Source organism: Gordonibacter sp. (genome assembly GCF_036667095.1).
In the GTDB taxonomy this organism is placed as follows: domain Bacteria; phylum Actinomycetota; class Coriobacteriia; order Coriobacteriales; family Eggerthellaceae; genus Gordonibacter.
In genome coordinates this window covers 22452-48585 of the sequence record NZ_JAVWUP010000004.1, presented here as the reverse complement: position 1 = coordinate 48585, position 26134 = coordinate 22452, and the positions used below count along the sequence as shown (strand labels likewise).

Here is a 26134-nt window from a genome sequence, read left to right as displayed (position 1 = left end):
GGCTTGGTGACAGGAAAAGAAGATTGGAAGCTGTATGACTGACGAGAAAAAAGTGCGCGTACGTTTCGCCCCCTCGCCGACGGGGCGTCTCCACGTGGGCGGAGCGCGAACCGCCATCTACAACTGGGCGTTCGCCCGGGCAACCGGCGGGGATTTCGTCCTGCGCATCGAGGACACCGACCCGGAGCGCTCCACGCAGGAGAACGTGGACGTCATCCTCAACGCCATGAAGTGGCTGGGGCTGGATTGGGACGAAGGCCCCGAGGTAGGCGGCATGGCAGGGCCGTACTTCCAGACGCAGCGCATGGACACCTACGCGGCGGCGCTCAAGCTGATGCGGGAACGCGGAAGCGTGTACCCGTGCTTCTGCACCAAAGACGAGCTGGATGCGAAGCGTGCCAAAGCCGAGGCCGAAGAGGGCGGCTATGCGGGCTACGACCGCACGTGTCGCGACCTCGACGCCGCCGAGGCTGATGCGCGCATTGCCGCAGGCGAGCCGCATGTATGGCGCCTCAAGGTGCCGCTCGAGCGCGAGCCCATCGAATTCGACGACGCGGTGTACGGACACGTGAGCTTCCCCGTCGAGGTCATGGACGACATGATCGTCGTGCGCACGGACGGCTCCCCCACCTACAACTTCGCCGTGGTGTGCGACGACGCGAACATGGGCATCACGCATGTTATCCGCGGCGACGACCACCTGTCGAATACGCCGCGCCAGATACTCATCTACGAGGCGTTGGGGAAAGACGTGCCTACGTTCGCCCATCTGTCTATGATCTTAGGGCAGGACGGCAAGAAGCTCTCGAAGCGCCACGGCGCGGCCTCGGTCGAGGAGTTCTGCGAGCGTGGCTACCTGCCCGATGCCATGGTGAACTTCCTGGCGCTTCTGGGCTGGTCGCTCGACGGCGAGACGACGCTTATCGACCGGGAGACGCTTTGCCGCGAGTTTACGCTTGACCGCGTGACCAAGAAGGATGCAGTGTTCGACGAGACGAAGCTTGACTGGATGAACGGCCAGTATGTCAAGGACATGGGGGCGAACGCCTGGGTAAGGGCGTCTCTTTTGTGGCTGGCGAAGGCCAATATCCTGGGCAGTGCCGTCGCAGCCGGAACGCCACTCGACCCCGAAGAGGCCGAAGGCGCCTACAGCCAGGCAGCCATCGAGGCGGCTCTCGCCGACGTACAGGAGCGCGCAACGTGGTACTGCGCGCTGTACCCGCTGGTGGCCGAGCGTCTGACGCGCTTGGACGAGGCTGTGGACAAGCTGGCGTTCATGTTCTGGGGCCCTTACGTGCAGCTGGACGAGAAGAGCGTAGCCAAGGTTTTGCGCAAGGAAGGCGCGCGCGCCGACGAAGCTCTCGCCGCCTGCCGCAGCGTGCTGGCCGACGAGAGCGTGGCTTGGGAGGCCGAGGCTTTGCAGGAGGCGTGCCGCGCCTGCGGCGAAAAATTGGAGATAAAGCCGAAGCTACTGTTCCAGCCCTTGCGCGTAGCCATATGCGGCAACATGGTGTCGCCGCCGCTGTTCGAGAGCATCGAGCTTCTTCCCCGCGCCGACGTATTAGCGCGCATCGATGCTGCAACGAAAGAGGTGTTCGGTGGCTGATGCCCGCCCCTTGGCAAACAAAGAGGGCTTCGAAACCGACGACGGATGCGAACGCGACGCCGAGTCTGCATCCGTGCAGGTCGACGGCGCTGAGGAGCGCCTGCGGCCTCAGCATATCGTCGTACTGCGCGACTTCTGCACGCGAGCGCATGGCACGGACTGCGAGCGGTGTGCCTTAGCCTGTCCCCACGGGGCCGTCTCGTATACCGACGAGGGGGTTCCCGTCCTCGACACGGAGGCCTGCACCTACTGCGGCATCTGCCTGGGTATCTGCGACGCGTTCTCCTCGACACGCGTCACCATGAACGATTTGCACGCACGCATACGCCGTATCGCCCTGCGCGGCGAGGACGTGGTGCTCACCTGCAAGGAGAACCTGTTCCCCGGGCTCGAGCCGGCAGCCAACGTCGTCGTGCTTCCCTGCCTGGCGGCGCTTGCCCCCGAGTTCTGGACGCTGGTGCTCTCCGAGAACATCCCTGTGAAGATCGCAGCCGACCTGGCCTACTGCACCGACTGTCCACGGGCGGGAGACATGGGCGAGCTGCTGTACTCCCACGCCATCGAGACGGCCGAGCAATGGAGTGGACGCAGCATCGGATGGATCGAGGAGATCCCCGAGAAGGAGAGCCTGGTCAAGGATTTGACGGATCCCACCGGGGTCGATCGTCGCAGCGCGTTCACGAACATCGTGGGCGACGTGGGTGATATCGCTTCAGGCAAACGCCGCCTGCGCAACTCCGAGGTGCTGCAGGAGTTCTACGAGCGTCGTGAGCGCTCGCGTGCCCTCACGCGTCTGAACCTGGGAAACGGCACGGAATTCAACGACTTCGCGCCCGACGGACGCACGAAAAAGACCATGTGGCCCAAGCAGCAGATGATCCTCGAGGCCATCGAGCGCGATCCGAGCATCGCGGGCAAAGTGCCCGTCGTGGTCTCGCAGACCGACTGCTCACGCTGCACGAATGCGCTCGATTGCGTCGCCGCCTGTCCGACCGGTGCTCGCTACCCCAACCCTGCCGACGGCACGCTTGCCTACGACGTGCGCTACTGCATCGGCTGCGGCCTGTGCGTCGGCACCTGCGCCCAACAAGCCGTCGACCTGATCGAGGCAACGGCCGAGATATTCCGCGAACAAGATGGAAACGAGAAGGAGCAGTCATGACCGAGCCCGAGCAGCCGAACGCCGGTAGCACCCCCGAGCCCTCAGGAGACCAGCCGGCGGGCCAAGTGCCAACAACCCCGCCGTCGCCCTACGAGGTGCCGCCGATGCCCGGCGAAGGAGCGCAAACCGCCTCGCCCGCTGCCGCCTATCCTCCGCAGGTACCGCAACCCCCGGCGACGCAAGGATACCCGCAGCAGCCTTACCCACCGCAAGGCTATCCGCAGCAGCCCTATCCGGGGCAACAACCTCCTGTTGTATACGGTGCGCCGCAAGCATACGACCAGCAACCGTATGGACAGGTGCCGCCCGCGCCCTACGGAGCGCAGCCTTCCTACCCGCCCTATCCCGCACAGCCGCCCTATTTCGCTGCCGCCGAGCCCCCTCGCAAGAAGAAGGCGTGGCCGTGGGTGCTGGGCGGATGCCTGCTCGTGTTCTTGCTGGGCATCGGTGGCTGCGTAAGCTGCACCACCGTTGCCGCCATCGTTGGTGCACAGGAATACCGCAACTCCGGTTCGTACCTCGACAACTACGACGACTATGGGTACGATTACGACAACAGCGACCCCTCGGCGCAAATGGATACCTTCACCCTCGACGAGATCAGAGGTGCCTACGGCGAGATGAGCAACTCCGTGGTAGACGGGCGTTGTTCCGCAGGCGTCTACACCGTGGGTGCTGGCAAGGACATCCAGCCGGGAACGTACTTCCTCGAGGGAAGCCAAGCCGAGGAGATGAACTTCTACGTGTTCAAGGAAGCCGGCAACGGCTCCTACCGCCTCGATGACGGCGTGGTGTATTTCGGTAACTACTTCACCGAGCTTGGCAGCGGGGATGTCATCGCCTTCGTCGCGAACGACACGGCGCGCTTCTATCCCGTCTCGAAATCCGAGTTCGCCCCGACAGCACCCTATCAAAGCGGGTTGTACCGGGTGGGCACGGACATGCCCGCCGGAACCTACACCATCACGGCGCAAAACGACGCAGCCGCCGTCGCCGAGAACGACAGCGCGGCCTTCGTCATGAAAGACCTGGCCTTCAACGACGATTCCATCACCGACACCAAGTATGTTATCCGCGGAAGCTCGCAAACCGTCACGGTGAAAGACGGCGACTACCTGGAGCTGTACGCCGCCACGGCAACGCCCTCAAGCCAAGCAGCCTAGCGCCACCCCGACGCGGAAGGTCGAAGCTGTCCCCTAGCGACAGTTCCCGGGCGGTGGCAGGCCAAAGCCAACCGGCAGCCGAAGACGCAACCATCGCTCGCGAGCGCAAGCGCCCGCGAGCGCTCTACTCCTCCAACCGCTCGAAGAAGGCGTGTGCGTTGTCGAAGAACACCTTGTCGGCTATTTCTGCGCCGAACTGAGCGACCAACAATTCGTGCAAGGTGCCTATCTTGTCGCAAGGATTCAACCAGCTAGGAACGTCGCAGCCGTCGTAGTCGCTGCCCAGTGCCAGCACCCCCTCGCCCGCCACGTTCAGGATGCGATCCACCTGGCGCAGCACGTCATCGCGCGTGGGGTCGGCATGGGTTTCGGACACAAAATCGGTACAGAAGTTCAAGCCCGCAATGCCACCGCGGTCGGCAAGCTCGCGCAGCTGCCAATCGGCGAGGTTGCGGGGATGGCCGCACACGCTGCGTGCATTCGAATGCGAAGCGACAAAGGGGCGCGTCGCGGCCTCGCACACGTCGCGAAACCCGGTGTCGTTTAGATGCGACACGTCCACCACGATGCTGCGCCGCTCCAACTCGCGCACACACACGCGGCCGAACGCCGTCAGGCCATGCGCGGTGTCGTTGCCGCTGCCGAGCGCATTGCGCCCGTTCCAAGTGAGCGTGACCATGCGCACGTTCGCGTCGGCCAACGTGTCGAGGCGCTCCTCGGCCGTTCCGTCGTCCTCTAAAAACGACGCACCCTCCACCGTGAACAGCCCTGCCGTCTTACCTGCAGCATGGACCGCTTCTATATCGGCCACGCTGCGCACGCGCGCCAGTCTGTCGGCATGGCGCTCCAGCTCGCGTTCCCATACCGCACGCACGCGCTCGAACAGCCCCCACGCTGCATTGCCGTGCGCCTCGTCGGGAATGAACGCCGCAAAGCACTGGCACCACCGATACGCCTCCATGCGGTCGAGCGACACCTGCGCGTCGTTGGCCGCCAGCGAGCTCATGCGCGATGCAGGGATGAGCGCATCATGCTCCGCGAACCCTCCCGGCACCGATGGATCGCCATGAAACGCCAGTCTATCCAGCGTGTCGCAGTGCAGGTCGAACACGCGCAAGCGCCCCGTCTGAGAGCTATCGCCTCCACACGGCACTGCAGCCTCCTCGGTCCGAGTCTCGGAATCGCTTGTCATTTCCCCGTCCATTCTTTCTCGAGCTAATGTCTATTTCACCAAAGCGCCTGTCGCAGCCCTCACCCGCAGCAGCACAGGGGTCCCGAGCGTTCGCCCCTCCTCATTCTCGCAGCCGATTATAGCCAAGAAAACACCTCGGATTCAAGGGCACCTTCGCCCTTCCAACATAAGATTGGCGGACACTATCATGCCTCTGTCAAGTATTATAGTCATCGATATCAGCAATGCGTTCAGGGGATCGCGTTGCGCTTTCAGGGGACAGGGGACATCATGGAAAACAAAGGAGCCTTCACCGCACCGCAGGCGCAAGCCTACTTGGAGCGCATCGGCTGCACGAGGCCGGCAGGCGCAACGCAGGGCGCGCTCGACGAGCTGGTATACGCCCATCAATGCTCGATTCCGTTCGAGACCATCGACATGCACCAGTGCACCGAGGCACCCGACCTCGATCCCGGCCACGTGTTCGACAAGATCGTCACGCAACATCGCGGCGGCTACTGCTATGAGCTGAACGCGCTGTTCGAGCGCCTGTTGGTCAGCTTAGGATTCGCAGCGCGCCCGTGTTTGTGCCGCGCCGTGTGCGGACAGATCGAGAAAGACCCCATCAACCATCGGGGCATCTTGGTGGCAATCGACGGCCGCGAGGTGTTCGCCGACGTAGGGTTCGGCGGCCCCTTGCCGTGTGCCTCGGTAAACTTGAGCAACGGACAGGAGCAGGTTATCCGCGGCGAGCGCTTCACCACCAACAAACTTGACGACTACTGGTGGGCCATCGACCGCGTAACCCAGGCGAAGAAGGATCTCTACGGCATCGAGGGGCCCTCGCGCACGCAGACCGAGGTAGAATTCTGCTTGGCAACAGTTACCGACAAGGACTTCGACTCGCTGAACCTGTCGTGCTCGCAACCTGGCATGGAGTTCCACGACCACCGCATCGCCAACCTACGCACCAAGGATGGCTACTACGGCATCTGGGACGACACGCTGACTGTGCGTGCCAACGGCGAGAGAACCCGCACGCCGCTGCCCGACGAAGCAGCTTTCGCCGACGCGCTGGAAACCTACTTCGGCTTCCGGCCTTACGGCACCTAGCCCGGAAGCCACCGACGTCGGCGAGCTGACCGAGCAGAATGCTACCTGCTTTCCAACGTCGCGCATACAGCGCTTCCATTTATATAATTCAGAGGGTCATGGACAAAAACGAGGTTCGGGGTTGCGAAAAACAGCGATTTTGAAGGCAAATCAACTTCTGGCATACAAAAGGCCAGGTCGCAAAACCCCATAGACGCTTGCCATACGCTGAGCAAGGCCCCGAACGCTATTTTTGTCCACGCCGAACCTACCATCCCCCGCGCCGCCAGCTGTGCCCACCAGCTGTGCCCACCAGCTGTGCCCACCAGCTGTGCCCGCCAGCTTCGCCCGCCAGCTGTGCCCGCCAGCCGCACCCGCCAGCTGCCCCACCTGCAAGCCATAGGTTGGACAATCGCGTTGCGACACCTCCCCGCTGTAGGGCAACGCGGAGTTGTCAGGATTCAGAAGCCTTCTTGCCAACATGATCTTCGCTATCGCTTTTCGAAGCGGCGGCATCATCGGGCATGCTCGGCTTCTCCCCTGTCACCAAGAATATCATGGCGATCATGAGCGCAAAACCTATCCAGTCGGCTCCCGTGAACGCCGTGCCCAACCACAGCGCCGCGAACACCGTGGCGCTCACCGGCTCAATGGCACCAAGGAGGCTTCCCTTCACCGAGCCTATAACAGATACCCCATGGAGGTATAAGGCAAACGCCGCGAACGTTCCCACGACGGCGATGACAGCCAAGACCGACCACCCCGCCGCATCCATGACAGGTAACGCTCCTGCCTGGCCGTCGAGGATACCCGATAGCCATACAGCCGTAGCCGCAATGCCCCCCACCAGCATACCGAGGCCCGTTACGGCAAAGCTCCCCCACTCGGCAAAAAGGCTCTTCGGAAACATAATATAGAACGCGACCGACAACCCGTTCGCGATACCCCATACCAGCCCCGGCAAAGGCAACGCCAGAGTGCCCACATCGCCCTGCGTGGCAATGATCCAGGTAGAGCCCATGGCTGCCACCAGCCCCACCGTTTCGCGTACGCGCGGGAGCCGTCGCAAGAACACGCACGTGAACAGCAGGACGAACGCAATACCCGTGCACTGCAGCACCGTGGCCGTGCCCGCGTTCGTGTAGCCGATGACGATGGCATAGGTTATCTGGCACAAGTACAGTCCCACACCGCCGAACACCGCAAGCCTGCCCATCGTGCGCTTGTCGCGCAGCATGGAGAAAAGCTTTTCGCGCTGCGTTGCCCACAGCACGATCAAGAACAGCAACCCGGCCCCCAGCATGCGGGCGCTAGTAATGAACGCCGGGGTGATGGCGTAGTTCGACAGCAGGAACTGCGCGCAGGCCCCCGAAAATCCCCAGAGGGCCGCTCCCACCAACGTACACACGATGCCCCGCCAAAACCGCTTGCGGAAGAATGCCTCCCCCGCACGAACGCCTTCGCCGGGAGCAGTTTCCCTCAACTCACTCGAACCCACGCCGACTCCTTGTCTCATCTACTCTGGCCGCCTGGCTTACTTCTTGAGGATTCTCTCCACATAAGCCGTATCCACCAGGTTCACCGTCTCGAAATTCCCCTGGTAGAACACCGCCCAGTTGTTGAACACGCAGGGCAGCTCCTTTGCCTTTTGCAGCGAATCCACTTGCACGAGAGACAAAGGGACGCCTTTGTCCTCGCAGTACCGCTTCACCGACTCAATATGTCCCGGAACGTAAGGGCACTGGAAGTCGTAGTAGATCGTCAGCTCCTGGCGCTCGATGCGCTCCTCCTTGGCACCCGGCGCAAACCGAGGCATGCCTCCGTCGAAGGAAAGGGCGAGCAACTCGTAGCCATTGTTAGTAGTATCGACCGCTTCGAACCCGTACTTCCTCGCAAAGGACTGGTCGGAAAGCCAGGATTTCTGCTTCTTGGCACCCAGCATGCACACGCCCGACTTGCCCTTGGCTCGGGCATCGGCTAAGCAGTATTCCATGAGTGCACGGCCGTACCCCTGTCCCTTGGGGGCACCGTATACCCAGAGGCAGTATAAGTATATATAGTTGTCTCCCACGATGGGGACCCAAGCCGTCTCAAGCGGGGCGTACTCGATGAACACCGTCGCCTTCGCATCCAGTTTCCTGAACACATGGCCCTCTACCAGGCGCTCAGCAAGCCAGTGTTTCTTAGCCTCGATACCCGGGTGGGGTTTCTTGCTGCGAATGATGCAGCTCACCTGTTCGTCGGCCAGGTTCTCCGGCGTCAGGTTGATGAAACGAGCATCCATAACAAACCTCCCTTACCACTATCAATCCTACAACCATACCCTTCATCCCGCCCACCGCATCGCTCCCTCAGGGAACAGTGCCCAGGGATACCCACCAAGCGACTTTCCCCTTCGGGGACTTGCTTCGCGGCGCCGCAGCCGCAAAGCGGCGAGTACTGCCGAGCGACTGGGTTTCCCCGGGCACTGCTCTTGGCAGGAAGCGAATCTACCCTGCCAACTCCTTTAGAAACGCGAATACCGGGCCCAGCAGGTTGTCGCCTTCGTCCAGCTTGAAGTAGCGCAGGGGCAGTTGTAGCTTGCGCTTGTCGGCCAAGTAGCGGCCGCCCGCGCGGCGCAGGCCCGTCATCTTGTCGCGGGGCACGTCGATAGGCTCCACCACCAAGCGGCCCGCCGTGATGGACACGGTCTTGATATGGTGCTCGTTGGCGAACGCCTTGATGCGGGCGCGCTCCAGCAGGTTCTTCGCAGCCTGCGGCATGTCGGGGCGCTTGTCCACAAGGTCGGCAGCCACCTCTTCCACCGCCTGTTCGGTGGCGGCGCTGGCGATCTTGCGGTACCACAGCACGCGCTCGTCGGCGTCCGGCACGTAGTCCTCGGGCAGGTAGGTGTGCCCCGGCACGTTCACGGTGATGTCGGAGAGCGCGGGCGGCAGCGCGTCCATGGCCTTGAGGTCGCCCTCGCGCGTGGAGTTTACGGCCTGGGAGAGCATCTGCGCGAACAGGTCGAAGCCCACGGCCGACATGTTGCCGGACTGCTCGGCACCCATAAGGCTACCTGCGCCGCGTATCTCCAAGTCGCGCATGGCGATGCGCATGCCGCTGCCCAAGTCGGTATGCTCGTCGAGCGCGGTCAGGCGCGCCTGCGCCTCCTCGGTCAGGCTCACGTGCTCAGGGAACATGAAGTAAGCGAAGGCCTGCGTGGACGAGCGACCCACGCGGCCCTTCAGCTGGTACATCTGGGACAGTCCGTAGCGCTGCGAGTCCTCAATGATGAGCGTGTTGGTATGCGGGTTGTCGATGCCGCTCTCGATGATGGTGGTGGCCACCAGCACATCCAGCTCGCCTGCCACGAAGTCCTCCATGACGCGCTCAAGTTCGTCCTTCGACATCTGCCCGTGCGCCACGCCCACGCGCGCCTCGCCGGCGGCGGCCATCACGCGGCGCACGGCCTCCTCCATGGTGCGCACGCGGTTCGACACGTAGTACACCTGCCCGCCGCGCGCCAGCTCGCGGCGGATAGCTGCGCTCACCAAGTCGGGGTCCCACTCGCCTACGTGCACTTCCACCGGACGCCGCTCGTCGGGCGCGGTGAGTATCAGGCTCATGTCGCGCACGCCCGACAGCGACATCTGCATGGTGCGCGGGATGGGCGTAGCCGACAGCGTCAACACGTCGATGGACTCGCGCAGGTTCTTCAGCTGCTCCTTGTGGCCCACGCCGAAGCGCTGCTCCTCGTCGATGATCACAAGCCCCAGATCGTGCGGGTTCACGTCACGCGACAGCAGGCGGTGCGTGCCCACGAGGATGTCCACGTCGCCCTCCTGGAACCCCTTGAGGGCCGCAGCTTGCTGCGCCGGCGTGCGGAAGCGCGAGAGCACCTCCACACGCACCGCAAAGGGCTCGCAGCGCTCCTTGAAGTTCGTGAAGTGCTGCTGCGCCAGGATGGTGGTCGGACACAGCACCATGACCTGCTTGGAATCCTGCGTGGCCTTGAACGCCGCACGCAGGGCCACCTCGGTCTTGCCGAAGCCCACATCGCCGCATACCAGGCGATCCATGGGCTTGGCCGACTGCATGTCGGCCTTCACGTCGGCGATGGCAGACAGCTGGTCGGGCGTCTCCTGGTAAGGAAACGCCTCTTCCATCTCGCGCTGCATGACCGTGTCCGGCCCGAAGCGGTAGCCCTGCACCGTCGCGCGACGCGTGTACACGTCCACCAAGTCGAAGGCGAGTTTTTTAGTGGCGGCACGGGCCTTGCTCATAGCACGCGACCAGTCGGCCGTGTTCAGGCGCGTGAGACGTGGAGAGGCACCCTCCGGCCCCACGTAGCGGGTCACGCGGTCGAGCTGCTCCACCGGCACGTAAAGCTTGTCGCCTTCGGAGTATTCCAGCAGCAGGTAGTCGCGCGCCGTGCCATCCACGTCGCGGCGCACCAGCTCCTTGAAGTGCGCCACGCCGTGCGATGCGTGCACCACGTAGTCGCCCGGCTTGTAGGGAAACGTGATCTCGGTGATGTCGATGTGGCGGCTCGGACGCGCCGTGGAGGCACCTTGAGTGTCAGACACGCTCACCAGCGCCAGCTTCGCCTTCGGGATGATCATGCCCAGCGGAATGTCCACGTCCACCACGTTCACCACGCCCCGTCGCAGCTGCCGCTTCGCCGCAGCCTCCGACGTGCCCAGGTTGCGCTTTGACGCCGTAGCCCCAGAGCCGGCCAAAGATGCCGCGCCCGGCGACGCGCCGTCTTCGCCGTCAGCCACGTCCAGCCGCTCCTGGATGGGCAGCCCCTGATCCACGAACGCCAACTTCATGTCTTGGCGCGCGCGGTAGTTCGGCGCGCTGAACACCACCGTGTAGTCGGTATCCACGAGCGAGCGCAAACGGCCGTAGAGCTTGTCAGGATGCCCCGCCACCTCCACGCGCTTCACCGGCAGCTCGTCGTCAATGTGCCCGCCCACGCGCATGATAGACACATAGGTGGCGCGCTGGTTGTCGCCGAAATTCAACTTAGCCGGGTCGGCGTAGAGGCCTTCAAGCGCCACCTGCGTGCCCTTGGCGCGACCGCGGACGTCGTCCATGGCATGCGTCGCATCGTCGAAGAGCGAGCGCGGCTCCACAAGCGCCGTCAGCGCATCAGGGCGCAGATAGTCGCCGAGCGTGGCCGTCTTGTTGTACAGGTAGGGCAGCAACACGTCGGCACCGTCGAAGCGCAGGCCGCCCTCCAGCTTCTCCAGCACGTCGCGCAGGGCGGGGTTTGTACTCGCGGGACGCGCCAGCTTCTCGCGGGCGCGGGCAAGCGCGCTTTTCGTGGCGGCAAACTCGATCACCGGGTACACGTCCACCCGCGGCAGCGCCTGGATGGTCTGACCGGTGGAAGGCACGATGCGGCGTATCTCGTCCAGCTCGTCGCCAAAGAAGTCCAGGCGCACCGGATACACCAGGTTGCCCGGGTACACGTCGATGGTGCCGCCGCGCACGGCGAACGTGCCGGGGCCGTCCAACTCGCCGGTGTTGGCAAAGCCGCGCTCCTCGAGCGCGCGGGCCACGTCCTCAAACGCTGCCACGCCCGTCTCCGTGGCACCCGTCATAGCAGCAAGCTCGCGACCCGCCTCCAGCACCAGTGGCAGAAACACATTCGACCCCACGGGCGCCAGTGTACGCAACAACGCCCGGGCGCTGGCCACCACCACGGCCGCGCGCCCGGATGCCAGCGCATGCACGGCCTCCATGCGGCGCGCCACCTGGACGGGGTCGGCGGGCTTGGGCGCAAAGGGATGGTCGGCCCGCTCGGGAAAGCGCATGACGCGCTCGTCACCCAAATAGGCCGCCGCCGAGCGCGCGAACGCCACGGCGGCGTCTTCGCCCGCAACCACCACGAGCGTGGGCTGCAGCTTGTGCGCGAAGCGGGCCGCCACCAAAAACGGTCGCGCCGATGACGCCACACCCAACGTGGAGTCCTCACCTGCGTCGAGCTTGCCCCAAAACCCGTCGAGGGCATCCGATTTCTCCAGCGTGAACGTCAATGAATCTATGAGCATAAACCTGGTCCTTGTCCGTATGAAAGCAACGCGAAAAAGCCGCGTTTGCGGCTCTCCATCAAGTGCGCCCACTCCCTCTTGTCGGCAAAGCGGAGTAGCCTAGACAGTGTACTACACCGTTCGCGCCGAGTGCCTCAGGGCGCCCCGGAAGCAAGATGAATCCGTCCTCGAGCACCAGCGCCCGCTACGTGATCACCCCGTCGTAAGTTCTCGATACTGGTCTTCCATCCACGACCCTTTGCTCACTTCCAACAAATGGGTCAGTTTGCCTTGCTCCAGCATTCAACCAAGCACACCAGACGACGCGTCGTTCGTTCGCTATACTGAATGCCAATGCAACTTACCCTGTCGCGAAGGAAGTCATATGCCACGCGAATCTATGAAAGCAAAGCGCGAACGCGCCCTGGCCGTCGAAGACCGCATGAACGTGCACTATCCTGCCGCTGAATGCGCCTTGCACTACTGGAACGACCCGTTCCGCCTGACCATAGCCGTACTGCTCTCCGCCCAGACCACCGACAAGGGCGTGAACCGCGTGACTCCGGCGCTGTGGGAGCGCTACCCCACCATTCCCGATCTCGCAGCCGCGAACATCGGCGACGTCGAGGACATCATCCGCACTATCGGCTTCTACCACACAAAGGCCGCCAACGTCATCAAATGCGCTCAAATGGTGCTCTCGGAGTTCGGCGGCGAGGTGCCGCGGACCATGGAGGAGTTGCAGCGCCTTCCCGGCGTCGGCCGCAAGACGGCGAACATCGTCATGAACGAAGGCTTCGGCATCGTGGAGGGCATCGCCGTAGACACCCACGTATTCCGCATAGCCCACAAGCTCAAGTTCACCAAGGAGGAAACAGCGGGAAAGGTGGAGGAGGACTTGCTGAAACTCTATCCGCGCGAGTGCTGGGGCCCCATCAACCACCAATGGGTGCTGTTCGGCCGCGCAACTTGCATAGCGCGGCGCCCCAAATGCGGCGAATGCTTCCTCTGCGACCTCTGCCCCAGCTGCGGAAAAGCGTAACGCGACCCGATTGCGGCACCATAATCGGGGTGATATTGCCGTATGCTTTTGCAGTGAGATTCCGAACGAGGTAACCCCGCCTTGCTTGACTCCTGACTGAGTTTTGCTGGATTTTTACTACCAACCTGCTTGGCTTTTGCTGAGAAAATCGTGGTTCCACCGGGATAGCTTTGACGTCATCAGTCCTGATAGGATGCTACCCACAAACTTGTCCAGGCGGGGAGGCTCCCACCCTCTTAACATCCATTTCCTATTCTAGACAGGGAAGGGGGTGGTCCTCTATGGATGATTTTGTTGTTGCTTTTACTGGGGTGATCTTGCAGGTTCTCGGGCTGGTGCTTAGTTTTGGCACCTTCGTGCTCGGGGTGATCGAGTTGGTTTTGAAACTCGCATCAAAAGATACGCCCCGGTCGTCCCCTGAGGACGAACCGGAGCTGCACAAATAGCCCGAACCGCCGAAGCAAGTTCGAGAGTCGTAGAGAGTAAACGCTCTCTACGACTCGCCTGTAGTATAGGCGAAACCATCCTGTTTGTGAATGCCTTTCACCTAGGGAATGATAGGGAGGTCTGGCTTGCTCGCAAGCTATCTTTATCTCTCGTTAGGCTCTATTTTTCTTGACTTGGAGTGCGCTCTATGTGGTTCAATGATGGAAACTGAACCAGTTAAGAAAGCGGGTACCCATGAAATACCGGAAGCTAGGCCGAACTGGCCTTGAGGTAAGCGAGATCGGCTTTGGGGCCGAGTGGATGGAGAAGAAGTCGGCCGCCGAGGTAAAGGCAGTAACGGGCACGTGCGCCGAAGCGGGTATCAACCTTTTGGACTGCTGGATGGCGGACCCCGATGTGCGCAGCAACTTGGGCGCGGCCCTCAAGGGCACCCGCGATAGCTGGATTATCCAAGGGCACATCGGCTCGACCTGGCAGGACGGACAGTACGTGCGCACGCGTGACCTGGACAAGGTCGTCCCCGCATTCGAGGACCTCCTCGCACGCCTTGGCACCGACCATGTGGAGTTGGGCATGATCCACTACGTGGACGACGTGGAGGAATTCGAAAGCATCATGTCAGGCGAATTCATCGCCTACGTGCGCAAACTTAAAGCAGCCAACACCGTGCAGCACATCGGGCTTTCCACACACAACCCCGAGGTGGCAAAACTCGCTGCACTTTCGGGTGAGATCGAAGTCATTATGTTCAGCATCAATCCTGCCTTCGACCTGTTGCCAGCATCCACCAGCCTCGATGACGCATTCAGCTTCCAATACGACGACACCCTTGAGGGCATGGAACCTGCCCGCGCGGAACTCTATGCTCTTTGCGAGCGCGACGGCATTGGCATTACGGTGATGAAAGGCTATGCGGGCGGGCGCCTGTTCAGCGCTGAAGCATCACCCTTTGGCGTGGCGCTCTCCCCCGTACAGTGCATCCACTACGCGCTCACCCGCCCCGCCACAGCCAGCATCCTCGCCGGCTTCGACACCGTCGAGCACGTAACAGATGCCGTGCGCTATGAGAGCGCCTCGGAAGAAGAAAAGGACTACGCAAGCGTACTAGCCACCGCACCCAAGCACGCTTACTTCGGGCAATGCACCTACTGCGGACATTGTGCGCCCTGCGCCGCCAACATCGACATTGCCCTGGTGAACAAGTTCTACGACCTGGCGCTCATGCAAGACGAAGTGCCCGCCTCCGTGCGCGCCCACTACAAGGCGCTCGACGCCACGGCCGCCGACTGCATCGGCTGCGAGGACTGCGAGCCGCGCTGCCCCTTCGGCGTGCCTATAGCCAGCCGCATGGAGCAGGCAGCAGCCCTGTTCGCATAGAGCGTCAGCCAGCAATCGTGGCAATTGGGCAAGATTCATTGACGGACTGCCCTCTAACAAAAATAACCGCGTACGCATATGTTTCACCCAAATGAAACTTGCTTTATGCGTACGCATATATGATGTCAGCACAAAGCAACGCCTTTTTCCGCCGCCCTATTCCACGCTCTTCAGCGCCTCCACCATATTGATGTGGTCGAGGCTACGGTTTGTGATAAGGTTCACGACCAGCGCGAACACGAATGCCAAGGCCGCGGCCAACAGATAGCTCGTCCACTCGATATGCACGGCGAAGTAGATGGACGGCATGTTCAGCGCCACCGTCAGCAGGTTGCCCAGCATATGCCCGAGCGGCAGCCCCAGCGCAATGCCGAAGCCCGTGAGGATGAGCGTCTCGCGGTTCACGTAGTGATGCACCTCGCCTTTGCGGAATCCCAGCACCTTGATGGTGGCCAACTCCCGCTCGCGCTCGGAGATGTTCGTGGTGGACAGCGTGAACAGCACCACGAACGCCAGCGCCGCAGCCATGGCGGTGATAAGGTACACCACCGAGCTCACCAGCGAGAACGACGAGGCGAAGTTGTCCCGCAGCTCTTGGGTACTCGCGGTAGACAGCACACCGTCGCGACGCGCCAAGTCATCGGCAAACGCCACCTGATCATCGGCTGAAAGGTGCGCGAACAGGCCGTTGGGCTCATAGGTGCCGAACAGGCGCTCGTAGGCGCCCTGGCCCATATACACGACGTTGCCCAGGTAGTTCTCCACAATACGGTCAATAGGGGCCGCATGCTCGGCCAGCGAGGTGTCCTTGAGCGTAACCTCGTCGCCCTCCGCAAAGCCCAGCACCTGCGCGGCGTTGCGCGTGATCAGTATCTCGTCGTCCCCCAACTCCACGGGCGCACCAGCTGCGTCCTCAAGCGCGATATAGCCGTCAAGCGTTTCGCCTCGCGGCACCACCACCAGCTGCATGCTCTCTTCGGCCCCGTCGTACTTCACCGATACCGAATCGATGCGCACCGCTTCGAAATCTTCCACGTCGCCATCGGAGCGCAAATCATCGGCAACTTCCTCGAAGTCGCCGGGGGCCGTCACCGCCATCAGATCGTAGGAGTAAACATGGCTGTACTGCTGAGGTCCCAGATAACTCACGGAATCGTTGATGGCGAACCCGCACACCAGCAATGCCGTGCAGCCCATGATGCCCGATACGGTCATGAACAGGCGCTTCTTGTAGCGGAACAGGTTGCGCGCCGTCACCTTACCCAAAAACGACAGCTTCTTCCAAACCGGGCCGATGCGCTCAAGGAAGATGCGCGAGCCCCTGCGCGGCGCTTTCGGGCGCATGAGCGCCGCAGGTGTCTGCTTCAGCTCGGAGCGGCAGGCGAACACAGTCGAGCCCACGATGCCGAACGTAAACAACGCGATGCCCCCCAACCCGTAGAGCAGGTCGAATTGCAGCACGTAGTCCGGCAGCACGTACATGGTGGTGAAGATGGAGAACACGAACTCCGGCAGGCCGACAAATCCCAGCACGTCGCCGATGACGCCGCCTATCAGGCAGGCCGAGAGCGCGTAGACCACGTACTTCGCCAGTATCTCGCGGTTGCGCAGCCCGAGCGCCTTGTACGTGCCGATAAGCCCGCGCTCCTCCTCCACCATGCGCGTGACAGTGGTCAGGCTGATGAGTATGGCCACGATGAAGAACACGATGGGAAACGCCGTGCCCACCGCCTCGACGGACGAGGCGTCGCTGTCGATGGAGGCGTAGCTACCCAGCGACGTGCGATCCTGCACGTACCACAGGGCGTTCTCGATAGCCGTCACGTCGGCACGAGCGTCGGACAACTTCGTTTCGGCCTTAGCGCGCTCGTCAAGGTAGGTCTGGCGCTGGGCGTCCAGCTCGGCTTGGCCTGCGGCAAGCTGTGCTTCGCCGTCGGTCAGTTGCTGCTCGGCGGCGGCCAGCTGATCTTCGGCGCTCTGCCGCTGCGCCGGGAGCTGGGCCGCGCCCGCATCGAGCTGCGCGCGCTTGTCCGCAAGCTGGGCGCGCCCCGCGTCCACCTGTTGCTGCGCAGCCTGCAACTGCGATTCTTGTGCGGCTATGCCATCCCACTGCTGCCCGAACGCAGCAGTGGCGGCAGCCCTTTGCGCATCGAGCGCCGCAATCTGCTCAGCCGGCGCACCGGCCGCAACCAGCGCTGCGCGCTGTTGGGAGAATTGTAGGTCGGTTTGCTCCTGCGTAGCCTTCAACTGCGCCTTGCCGGCCTCAAGCTGGCTCATGCCCTGCGCCACCTGCGCAGCCGATTCGTCCAGTTGGCTCGCCCCCGCTTGCAGCTGGGCATAGCCGTCATCTATCTGCTGCTGGGCGGCGGCAAGCTGCGACGCTGCCGCCGCACGTTGGGCATCCAGCTGGGCGCGGCCGTCGGCAAGCGTCTGACGACTCTCGTCGAGCGTCTTTTGCGCATCGGCCAGCTTGGCTTCCGCATCGGCGAACTCGGCCTGCGCCTCGCGCTCGGCATCGTCCAGCTTGGCCTGGGCCTCGGCTTTCACGTCATTGCTGCGCGCCTGCTCACGCGCGCCCTTGATGCCCTCGATCTCGCCTTGCACCGAAGCCACCAGCTTGTCGTAGGCATCGGAGTAGCACACCAGCTCGCGCCCGCCGGCAAGCGTCAGGTACGCCGCCGTGAACACGTCGGCGCGCGCCGCGTCCTCATCTACGAAAAACGTGTAGTCAGAAGCCGTGGCCGAGCGGAACGCCGCCGGGCCGTCGGGATTGGCGATGTTGGCCGGATCGACCACCACGCCCACGATGGTGTAAGCGCGCCGCTCGAACACGAGCGCGTCGGCATCGTCGGGCGCGTTACCCTCGGCTGCGGCATCGTCGGCCGAACCCTCTTTGGCGGGCGAAGCCGCGCCGCCCTCGAACTCCACCTTGTCGCCAATGCTCTTTCCAGAGTCCTTCAGGTAACCCTCGGTCACCACGACCTCGCCCGCACGCTCAGGCAGCGAGCCCTGCACCACGTACGGCTCGTTGATGCCCGCAGCGTTGAGTGCCTTCACATCCACGCTGCGCCGCTTGCCATCCACCTGCACGTACGCGGTTTCCTCGTAAGCACCCACGGCCTCGTCCACGCCATCGAGCGCAGCAAGCGCCGCCACGTCGTCCTGCGTCAGCCCCAGGGTCGATTGCACGCTAAGGTCGAAGAGCTTCTGATCGTCGAAGAACTGGTCGGCCGACGCGCGCAGATCGATGCACGCCACCTGCAGGCCTGTGAGCATCGTCACGCCCAGCGCCGTGATCACCAGGATCGACAGGAACCGCTTGCGGCCGCGCACGATGGCGCGCCAGATGTCTTTGCGAAATGCCCGGGTCAAGGTATCACCACTCGATCTCGGCTATGGACACAGGGTGCTCGTTCACGTCCATCTCGAACACGCGGCCGTTCTTGAAGCGGATGAGGCGGTCGGCCATGGGAGCCAGCGCCGCATTATGCGTGATGATAACGACGGTGATGCCCCGCTCGCGGCACGTGTCTTGCAAAAGCTGCAGGATCTGCTTGCCCGTGGCGTAGTCGAGCGCGCCTGTCGGCTCGTCGCACAGCAGCAGCTTGGGATTTTTGGCCAGCGCGCGGGCAATGGCCACCCGCTGCTGCTCGCCACCGGAGAGCTGTGCCGGGAAGTTGTCCGTACGATCGGCCAGCCCCACCTGGGCAAGCGTGTCGGCAGCATCGAGGCAGTCGCCGCATATCTGCGCCGCTAACTCCACGTTCTCAAGCGCCGTCAGGTTGGGTACGAGGTTGTAGAACTGGAACACGAAGCCGATGTCGGAGCGGCGGTACTCCACCAACTCCGACTCGCTCAAGCGAGCAACGTCGCGACCGGCCACGATGACCTCGCCCGACGTAGCCGCATCCATGCCGCCGAGAATGTTCAGCGCCGTGGTCTTTCCCGCTCCCGACGCGCCCAAGATCACGGCCAGCTCGCCTTCTTCCACGCAAAACGATGCGCCATCCAAAGCCTTGATGGCCACGTCGCCTTCGCCATACGCTTTGACGACCTCGTTGAATTCAATATATGCCATAGCCGTGTTTCGCTCTCTATCACTGAACAACTTGTTGACTGATTACAGTATAGGATTGCTAGAATAACGATATCAATCGACAATATGGCCCAGAGTGTTGAGCAAAGCGATAACAAGGAGCTGGCATGAAGAAGCAGTCGCAGGTCACCGAGCTTACGAAGGCCAAAATACGCGAGGCTTTCTGGCAACTCTACGAACAGAAGCCCATCGACAAAATCTCCATCAAGGAGATCACCGATGCCGCCGGATACAACCGGGGAACGTTCTACCTGTACTACAAGGATGTCTACGACCTGTTCTCCCAGATAGAAGAAGAGCTTCTGGGCATGATCCGCACACTTATCGACGAGAAGCTCTTGCAGGGCGACGAGCCCGACTTCAAACGTCACATGGGTTTTATCCTGCAGCTCACCCGTGCGTACGAGCCCTACGTATCAGTACTGCTGGGCGACCGCGGCGACCCAGCATTCAACCGCAAGCTGAAGGCCATCATCGCGCCGCTGGTGGAAAGCCTACTGATCCCTGCCGATGGCTGCACCGACGAGGAGCGCGCCCTTTTGCGCGAGTTTTACCTGTCGGGCCTGCTTGCAGCGGTGAGCCAATGGATCACGAACCCCGAAGGCATGCCTATTGACCACCTTATCCAGCTTATATTGGACACCGTACTGCCCAACAAGGATAAAATCGCCGATACCTCGCGCCCATTCACCCCGTAGCGGTACTCGGAGCAGCGCGAAAAAACAAATCAGCGGCGGACGTTCCGCAACGAACACGCCGAAGCATGACAACGGCTGCCAGGAAGCGCTCCTCCTAACAGCCGTTTCATTCGGCTTCTCGGCACCGCAGCGTAAGGGAGTTTTTAGGACAAGCTCTCCCTATGCCAGCAACAGCGTACTTGCGCCCTATCTCCCTTCATCTTTCCCAGCCTCTTCTATCCTCTTTCTCCGGGTACTGTAGACAGCAAGACCTGCGCCAGCTACAGAAGCAACTGCCGCAATAGCCGCAAGCGGGCCAAACGAGTCGGAGGTTGCCACGGTGCCGCTCTTATCAGGTGCGGTACCCCCGCCACTCGGGCCGTTGCCTTGCGAGCCCGACCAAGCGTAGGAGCTCTTTTGGACCGTATCGACCATCGACATGCTTCCTGCACTCTCGGCGTAGATGTCCACAAATGCCCTCACCGGAACAATCTCGCTCAGCGTCGGTATTCCAGAGGCCTGAAGCAAGGCATCCTCGTTCTCGATCTCGGCAGCAACAGGCACGGTCGAGAGCTTGACGCTTCCCGGTACAACCTGAGCCTCAAGATCCACATCCCCCTCCCAGCTCTCAGGCACCGTCCACTTGAACTCGTAGCGACGCTCTTCCGTAGGCAGCAGCGCACCCGCCTCGGCCACCGCACTCAAAGAAGGTGGTGCAACCTCGCCGGAAGAAGGGTCCGCCGAAGGAGCATCCCCGCTTGACTGCGTCCCCACCCCGCCTCCATCAGCAAGGCCCACGATGGTGGAAACCTCCTTCGAGGCAAGATCGAGATGAACCGTACTTGAATAAGTGCCGTCGACGGTAGCTATCCGCAGATCGAACGCGCTGGTGATCTTATTGCCATCATTACGTGCATTCACATAGAAAGGCTCCTCAGAACCTGCGCAAACGAAGCGATGCACACTACCAAAACCCGTGATGGTTGCTCCCAAAATCTTGGGCAACGTACAGTAATAGATGTCTGAGAGACTTTTCGAGAGATCGGTTATCTGCGAGAACAGGAAACAATAGCTATCAGGTGCTTCTATAGCTACAAAACTGTCCACCGGATGCGCGAGATGACACAGCGTAAACGGCTTTGTGAAGCGATATTCCTTCGCCGCGTTGTACACACAGGTCTGCGCGCAGATGGCATACTCTTTAACTTCCTTTCCTGCAATCTTGTTGCCAAGTGGGTCATAGGTTTCAGGCTCCTTGCCGTCGCGTATGACTGCATAAAAGACGGTATTGCCATCGAGCGAAAGCGCAAACTTCCCCAATTTGAATTTATTCTCAAGCGATACTTCGGTTTGTGTGGCGCTACCGTCCGCCGCCACGACAAGGCGCATCAAAACGGGGTCGTCATTAGTGCCACCGGACACCAGAAAACCCTCTGGTACCCGTTCATCATAAGCCATAATGCCATTCTTTTCATCATGATGAATCTTGGTGTACCACGGCTGCACGCCACCTGCGTTCACGATATCAAGCGAGGTGTAGTCCGTCGTCATTATTCCGGAGAACCCATCGCCGTTCACTTGCTTATCGGCATCAAAAGAACAAGTGAGCAACCTGCCAGCCGAGGTACCATCAGCGTTCTGGATGGTATAGAGCCAGGCAAGGCGCAACGTATGGATGCTCGACGCAGGCTGGACAATAAAGGCGAGATCAGATTTCATACGGCCATCCGCAAACGATGCCGGCGCCTTCTCGGTTGCTTTTTCGGTTAAGCTGAAGAAAGCGACTGTGCTCTTCCAGGCACCGCCGATATTCCGATCTGACCACAGCACCGGAGATTCCAAGTAGGGACCCTCGACAAGCGCTCGCGCACTTGCCGCCGTGCGCACAAAAGCACCCGCCACAGTAGCGTATCCAGAATCCTTTTTGAGAATCTTCTCATCATCAGGAATAACCGAACAAGTGCTAACGAACGGCTGGGAGACCATACGATACGAATCCCCCGAAAAACCTTCGAAGGTCTTGGTGGAAAGAACTTGCTTCACCTTGTAACTCTCATCAATTTCCAGCACCGAGAGCACGGTAAACCCAGCAGCCTCCCCTAGATCGCCCGCATTGCCCGGCCGCGTACCCGACACCAGCACCACCCGCATGATACCGTCCCACATATAGGCAAGGTGCCCGTTGTACGGATCGAGCACCTCCACCGCAAAGTCATAGTCATACAAATTCGCACGGTTCTCCGCCCAACGGTAAGGACCGTTCTCCACCACAACGCCCTCCGTCCAACAGCCCTTATCCTCCGCGTAAGCGGCAATGGTAAGGCGCGTCCGCGAGGTTCCGTCGGCCAACTTCACCGGAAGAATGCGCAGCAAGAACTTTTTATCCTTGAAAGAGACGATCTGCATACGTGGGTTGGAGAACACATTGCTGTAGGCAAGCGTCTCAACCGGCTGAGCCGCTTCTTCCCCGCGCCCAGCAACAGCAGACGCTAACGAAGGATGGGATAAGTACGTTGCGCCGCGCCCCTCTATATGCTCAAAAACCGGCTCTTCGACCTCCGTCCCAGCAGCGCCTTCCTGCAAGATAAACGGATTTGCACCAGACTGCGCGAACTCAGCACAACCAAGCAACTCTTCCTGCGTCACCATTACGAAATCGTCTGCGGACAAAACCGCGCCCCCCTGCCCGAACAGCTGCTTACTCGACGAATGTCCGTCTGGAGTCGCATGTAAAGCAGGGTACTGCGCCATCGTCGATAGGTCGTCAAGCGAGGCTTCCTGAGATGCGGCAGACCAGCTGTCAGCTAGCGTCCAGCTGCCGTAGGCAAGGGGACACGAAAACTTGAACAGAAGTATCTGTACGCAAATATCCACACCAAGGGAGAAAACTACCCGGTGGCGCGGGTTCCCATGCGATGATTCCAGAGTAGTGCCTTTGTAAGGATCATGAAAGAAGTAAGAAAGAGTGTAGATGAACATCGCACAGCCGCGCAAAGACACAGAAGCAACACCAGCAATCCCTATGCCAATCGACAACGTGATACCCAAATCGCTCTTCCAAACCAAACCGCTGGCATCAGGAACGGCGGTTTTGTTAGGGGTTATACCAAGCGGATACATCTCTCCACTCTGGTGCTTCCACGCAAACAACTGGCCTTCGACAGTAATCTTGCTATTCAGCGCAAAGCCGAACTGTATGAATACCGGGAAAAAACCTGAAATGAAAAACTGCCATGTGTAGGTAAAGCTCAAGCCAAGGGACACATACCCCACGAGGCCGCCTTCGAGCAAATAGTCGAAGCCGGGATACGCTTCCTTGAGTTTATCTGCCTCGGTGCCGATTTTGCGCAGAACAATACCCAAACCCGCCGAAAGGGTGAAATCGAAGTTCCCGAAGAACTTCTTGGACTGTGGGGGATTGTATAACCAGTCCAGGTTGTCTTTGCTATACGTATCCCGATAGTCGTTGAACTCCGTCAGCGCCTTATCCCACGTGTTCTTTGCGTTCGCTGTCTTCCAATCGCCCGCGCCTGCACGTCCTGTCTCGTAGAGCGACTTCGATCCGCTGTATTCGACCATAAGCATATAGAGACCGCTCGGATCTATGGAGAGCGACACGAAGCAGCCTGGAATAGGCAGCGACACATCTTGGCCACCAAGGACAGGGACCGTGTTGGGAATATGGATCGAGATACCCGATCCTTGTATCTCGGGCATCTCGCTCACGATCTCATCTTTGGTGGGAATTACCGCCGCAAGCCAACTGAAGATATCGGCATCCGTTTTTTTGCGCATAACAGCCGTCTCGAAGAACGCTTCTTCCACCACCATTGTCGTCGTAGCGGTGAGCGTGCTGCTTCCCAGAACAACTTTGATGAAAACCGGGCTATCTGCATCGAGGCAGGCTTCTTTCGACACGCCAAGATAGCGCCCCGTGAACTGCGCCGTATAGGTTCCGTCGGCATTTTTATTCGGAGAGACAGACCCCACCTCATGTCCGCTTGCCTGATAGACCGTAACCGTGGAAGACGCAAGATTGCCACCTGCAAGTTTAACGAGAAAAGTATGGTCGGCATCGTTTGGGACAGAACGCGTGAACCCCGTTTGCTTGGCGTATTGGATATCCCAATCATCGAAGGTGACGCACTGTAAATACGGAGTGCCGTCATCAGGCTCGGTTGCCGCATCAATCTCTACGCCGCTCGTAAAATGGGCAAGCCCCGTCTCGTAGGTGCGATAGCCTGCTTTTGAAACCAGAAGGGAGCCAGAAAAAGAATAGGTACCGTCGTCGTTGGGTTTCTCGCACATCGATCGCGCATCGAGTACCACGTAACCCTCCTGATTGGCAATAAGGGCACCCGTATCTTTCCCTGTCGACCACGAATGAACATTCATGGTCGCACTGCCAACTGGCGCATGGGGGCTTGTCGACACATCATAAAAAATAATGGGGATTTCCCAACGCTTAAATACGGTAATGGTGTAGGCAGTCTCGCCTTGCTCGTCCGCATAGGCTTGCACAAGCGTCCCGCGCCAGGGAACAAGCCCCATTACGCCTGCAACGCCCATCATTTTCAGAAAATCACGGCGCGTGACATCCCCTCGAACCTTGTCCGGCTCATCGTAGATTGCCTCAGTCGAAAAGGTGCCGCACGGATGCTCCGGCACGCTCCGCACTTCTCCCCTATCGCTGAAATAGGGAAAATCGTCAAGAGAATATCGTTTCACAAGAATGCCACCTTACTATGTCCAATGGCTCGCAACAAGACGAGACGCATCTCCCCGGAGGATGGTTTGGAGGGGGACAAAACGAGTTATCCCAATGGAATTATCATAGAGCGCACGATTGAGGCGCACCACCTCCATCAAAGGAGGAAATCGGGCATTTAAACACGTGTTTTCGATGTTCGAAAGCGCCTTGAAACAACCTTGCGCATGACAGTACAACCGGAGATGAAGGATCAAGCATTCTCGAATGTAACGAAAAGCACAACCTCGCTAAAACAAGTAATCGGAAAGGGTGTGCGTCAGCACCTTCATCACAGCGGATGGCGGGCTATCACCCCATCCTGCTCCAGGAGTACTGAGCGACACCGTTGCGACGCACAAATCACTTGAGCATAAAAGGTGCAAGCTGGCATCGCCGCGTAATACCCAGCTTAGCATATGCTTCAGAGAGATAGGTCTTAACCGTGCTAGCCGATAACCCGAGGTGCTCCGCAATCTCCTTGTTGGTCCAGCTACGACTTGCCAGCATAGCGCAGGTAAACTGCGTGGTCGACAAGGTGTCGGCCACCGTGCTACTCGTGGCCTGATTATGAATACGCCGCCATCCGTAAGCAAAACGATAGGTAATATCGACAATGCGCTTGAAGTCATCGGGCCAATCGTGCTTGAGACATTGCTCCAACATGCCGCCCATCAGGCCATGATGCTCGCCGAAAGGTTCGATGAGGCCATCGGGGCGAGCAAGCTCCCATGCAGCCATGAAGTGCTCGCGCGCTTTGTCAGCCTGACGCAAGCTCATATAATTCATAACGCAAACCAAGTGGACATAAATTTCAGGAATAGGATGTGATGCCGTTAAAAAAGCCAAAGAGCCTTCGGCTAGACCGATGGACGCAGCATGGTCTCCCCTAAGGTAGAGCCGATGAGCGTTCACATAAGCAGCAAACAGACGCAAACCTTCGGGAAGTTCGCACATCGCCATAGCAAGCGGCGGAATATCCTTTGGAACCGGAAGATGCAGCAACGTGGCCGACCCCGTCTCAACAAGGATAGCCGATGCCATAAGACGAGGACGAGATGCACAAAACGATAGATCTTCAAGCATCTCATGTACTTGCACGATCGCTTTGCGCGTGAGAGGCGTGCGATTGAGCGCAAGGTTCGCGTAGCCGTAAAGCCAACAAGAGGCAAGGCGGATCAAGGGATCGCAAGATGTGAGATAAGGCTCGACAACATCAGAACATTTTTGAGCCTCGCCACGATAGTAATGATATTCAGCAAGCGCCACGTCGCGCGAGCAAGAATCGCCTATTTCCCGAACAGCCCCGAACGCCCCTCCTGGTTCAAATACAGCATCAGTCAGCGGTAAAAGAACATCCGACACAGGCAAGGCTGCGCCAGCGCGAAGATCACTCTCGGCATCTTCGTCAACATCGCAAGCACCGCGGACTCCCTTTGTCTCAAAGGAGAACATCGTGGAGGATTCCCGCACAATCATACCTCCGTAGATCCGTATCGATTATTGGTCGCGCTCCGCAAGCGCCCGCTCTGAA

Annotated in this window: 16 protein-coding genes; 8 read left to right on the top strand and 8 right to left on the bottom strand. The window is 60.4% G+C overall.

Going from position 1 to position 26134, the window contains the following annotated elements; genetic code table 11:
* Positions 1-34 precede the first annotated feature (34 nt).
* The 3 genes from gltX to RR842_RS01035 are packed head-to-tail and all read left to right on the top strand — an operon-like array spanning position 35 to position 3931.
* Entirely contained in the window at positions 35-1606 is a 1572-nt protein-coding gene (gltX, locus tag RR842_RS01045; protein ID WP_332728830.1) for a glutamate--tRNA ligase, read from the top strand.
* The gene (locus RR842_RS01040; RefSeq protein WP_332728829.1) at positions 1599-2768 is read left to right on the top strand and encodes a 4Fe-4S dicluster domain-containing protein; all 1170 of its coding nucleotides are present in this window, start codon (positions 1599-1601) and stop codon (positions 2766-2768) included. The genes gltX and RR842_RS01040 overlap by 8 nt, the downstream gene beginning before the upstream one ends.
* Positions 2765-3931: a hypothetical protein gene (locus RR842_RS01035; RefSeq protein ID WP_332728828.1), complete on the top strand. Its 1167-nt coding sequence runs from the start codon at positions 2765-2767 to the stop codon at positions 3929-3931. Before RR842_RS01040 ends, RR842_RS01035 begins: the two co-directional genes overlap by 4 nt.
* Positions 3932-4055: 124 nt before the next feature.
* Here RR842_RS01035 and RR842_RS01030 read toward each other — a convergent pair whose 3' ends face one another.
* Positions 4056-5123 carry a membrane dipeptidase gene (locus RR842_RS01030; RefSeq protein ID WP_332728827.1) on the bottom strand — a complete coding sequence of 356 codons (1068 nt, stop codon included), beginning with the start codon at positions 5121-5123 and terminating at the stop codon, positions 4056-4058.
* 270 nt (positions 5124-5393) lie between these two features.
* On the opposite strand from RR842_RS01030, the gene RR842_RS01025 reads away from it, so the two are divergent.
* Entirely contained in the window at positions 5394-6215 is an 822-nt protein-coding gene (locus tag RR842_RS01025) for an arylamine N-acetyltransferase (RefSeq protein WP_332512659.1), read from the top strand.
* A gap of 433 nt (positions 6216-6648) precedes the next feature.
* Here the strand turns inward: RR842_RS01025 and RR842_RS01020 are convergent, their stop codons facing one another.
* From RR842_RS01020 to mfd, 3 genes are all read right to left on the bottom strand, one after another.
* Positions 6649-7692 carry an EamA family transporter gene (locus RR842_RS01020; protein WP_332553635.1) on the bottom strand — a complete coding sequence of 348 codons (1044 nt, stop codon included), beginning with the start codon at positions 7690-7692 and terminating at the stop codon, positions 6649-6651.
* A gap of 36 nt (positions 7693-7728) precedes the next feature.
* Positions 7729-8478: a GNAT family N-acetyltransferase gene (locus tag RR842_RS01015; protein ID WP_332512662.1), complete on the bottom strand. Its 750-nt coding sequence runs from the start codon at positions 8476-8478 to the stop codon at positions 7729-7731.
* Positions 8479-8683: 205 nt separating this feature from the next.
* Positions 8684-12235, bottom strand: a complete 3552-nt coding sequence (gene mfd / locus RR842_RS01010; protein ID WP_332574460.1) for a transcription-repair coupling factor — start codon at positions 12233-12235, stop codon at positions 8684-8686.
* A 364-nt stretch (positions 12236-12599) separates the two neighbouring features.
* Here mfd and nth point away from each other — a divergent pair, with 364 nt between their 5' ends.
* The 3 genes from nth (at position 12600) to RR842_RS00995 (ending at position 15080) form a co-directional block, all read left to right on the top strand.
* Positions 12600-13256: an endonuclease III gene (gene nth, locus RR842_RS01005; protein ID WP_332517319.1), complete on the top strand. Its 657-nt coding sequence runs from the start codon at positions 12600-12602 to the stop codon at positions 13254-13256.
* A 281-nt stretch (positions 13257-13537) separates the two neighbouring features.
* Positions 13538-13702 carry a hypothetical protein gene (locus RR842_RS01000; RefSeq protein ID WP_332517320.1) on the top strand — a complete coding sequence of 55 codons (165 nt, stop codon included), beginning with the start codon at positions 13538-13540 and terminating at the stop codon, positions 13700-13702.
* Between the two features lie 235 nt (positions 13703-13937).
* Positions 13938-15080, top strand: coding sequence for an aldo/keto reductase (locus RR842_RS00995; protein ID WP_332728826.1), 1143 nt, complete (start codon positions 13938-13940; stop codon positions 15078-15080).
* A 156-nt stretch (positions 15081-15236) separates the two neighbouring features.
* On the opposite strand, the gene RR842_RS00990 is transcribed toward RR842_RS00995, so the two are convergent.
* Together RR842_RS00990 and RR842_RS00985 are read right to left on the bottom strand one after the other, a co-directional pair.
* Positions 15237-18452, bottom strand: a complete 3216-nt coding sequence (locus tag RR842_RS00990) for an FtsX-like permease family protein (protein ID WP_332728824.1) — start codon at positions 18450-18452, stop codon at positions 15237-15239.
* 4 nt (positions 18453-18456) lie between these two features.
* Positions 18457-19158, bottom strand: coding sequence for an ABC transporter ATP-binding protein (locus RR842_RS00985; protein WP_332511712.1), 702 nt, complete (start codon positions 19156-19158; stop codon positions 18457-18459).
* A 125-nt stretch (positions 19159-19283) separates the two neighbouring features.
* On the opposite strand from RR842_RS00985, the gene RR842_RS00980 reads away from it, so the two are divergent.
* Entirely contained in the window at positions 19284-19874 is a 591-nt protein-coding gene (locus RR842_RS00980) for a TetR/AcrR family transcriptional regulator (RefSeq protein WP_332517323.1), read from the top strand.
* A 186-nt stretch (positions 19875-20060) separates the two neighbouring features.
* Here RR842_RS00980 and RR842_RS00975 read toward each other — a convergent pair whose 3' ends face one another.
* Both RR842_RS00975 and RR842_RS00970 read right to left on the bottom strand, forming a co-directional pair.
* Positions 20061-24581, bottom strand: a complete 4521-nt coding sequence (locus RR842_RS00975) for a twin-arginine translocation signal domain-containing protein (RefSeq protein ID WP_332728823.1) — start codon at positions 24579-24581, stop codon at positions 20061-20063.
* 382 nt (positions 24582-24963) lie between these two features.
* Positions 24964-25965 carry a LuxR C-terminal-related transcriptional regulator gene (locus RR842_RS00970; RefSeq protein WP_332728822.1) on the bottom strand — a complete coding sequence of 334 codons (1002 nt, stop codon included), beginning with the start codon at positions 25963-25965 and terminating at the stop codon, positions 24964-24966.
* Positions 25966-26134: the final 169 nt, after the last annotated feature.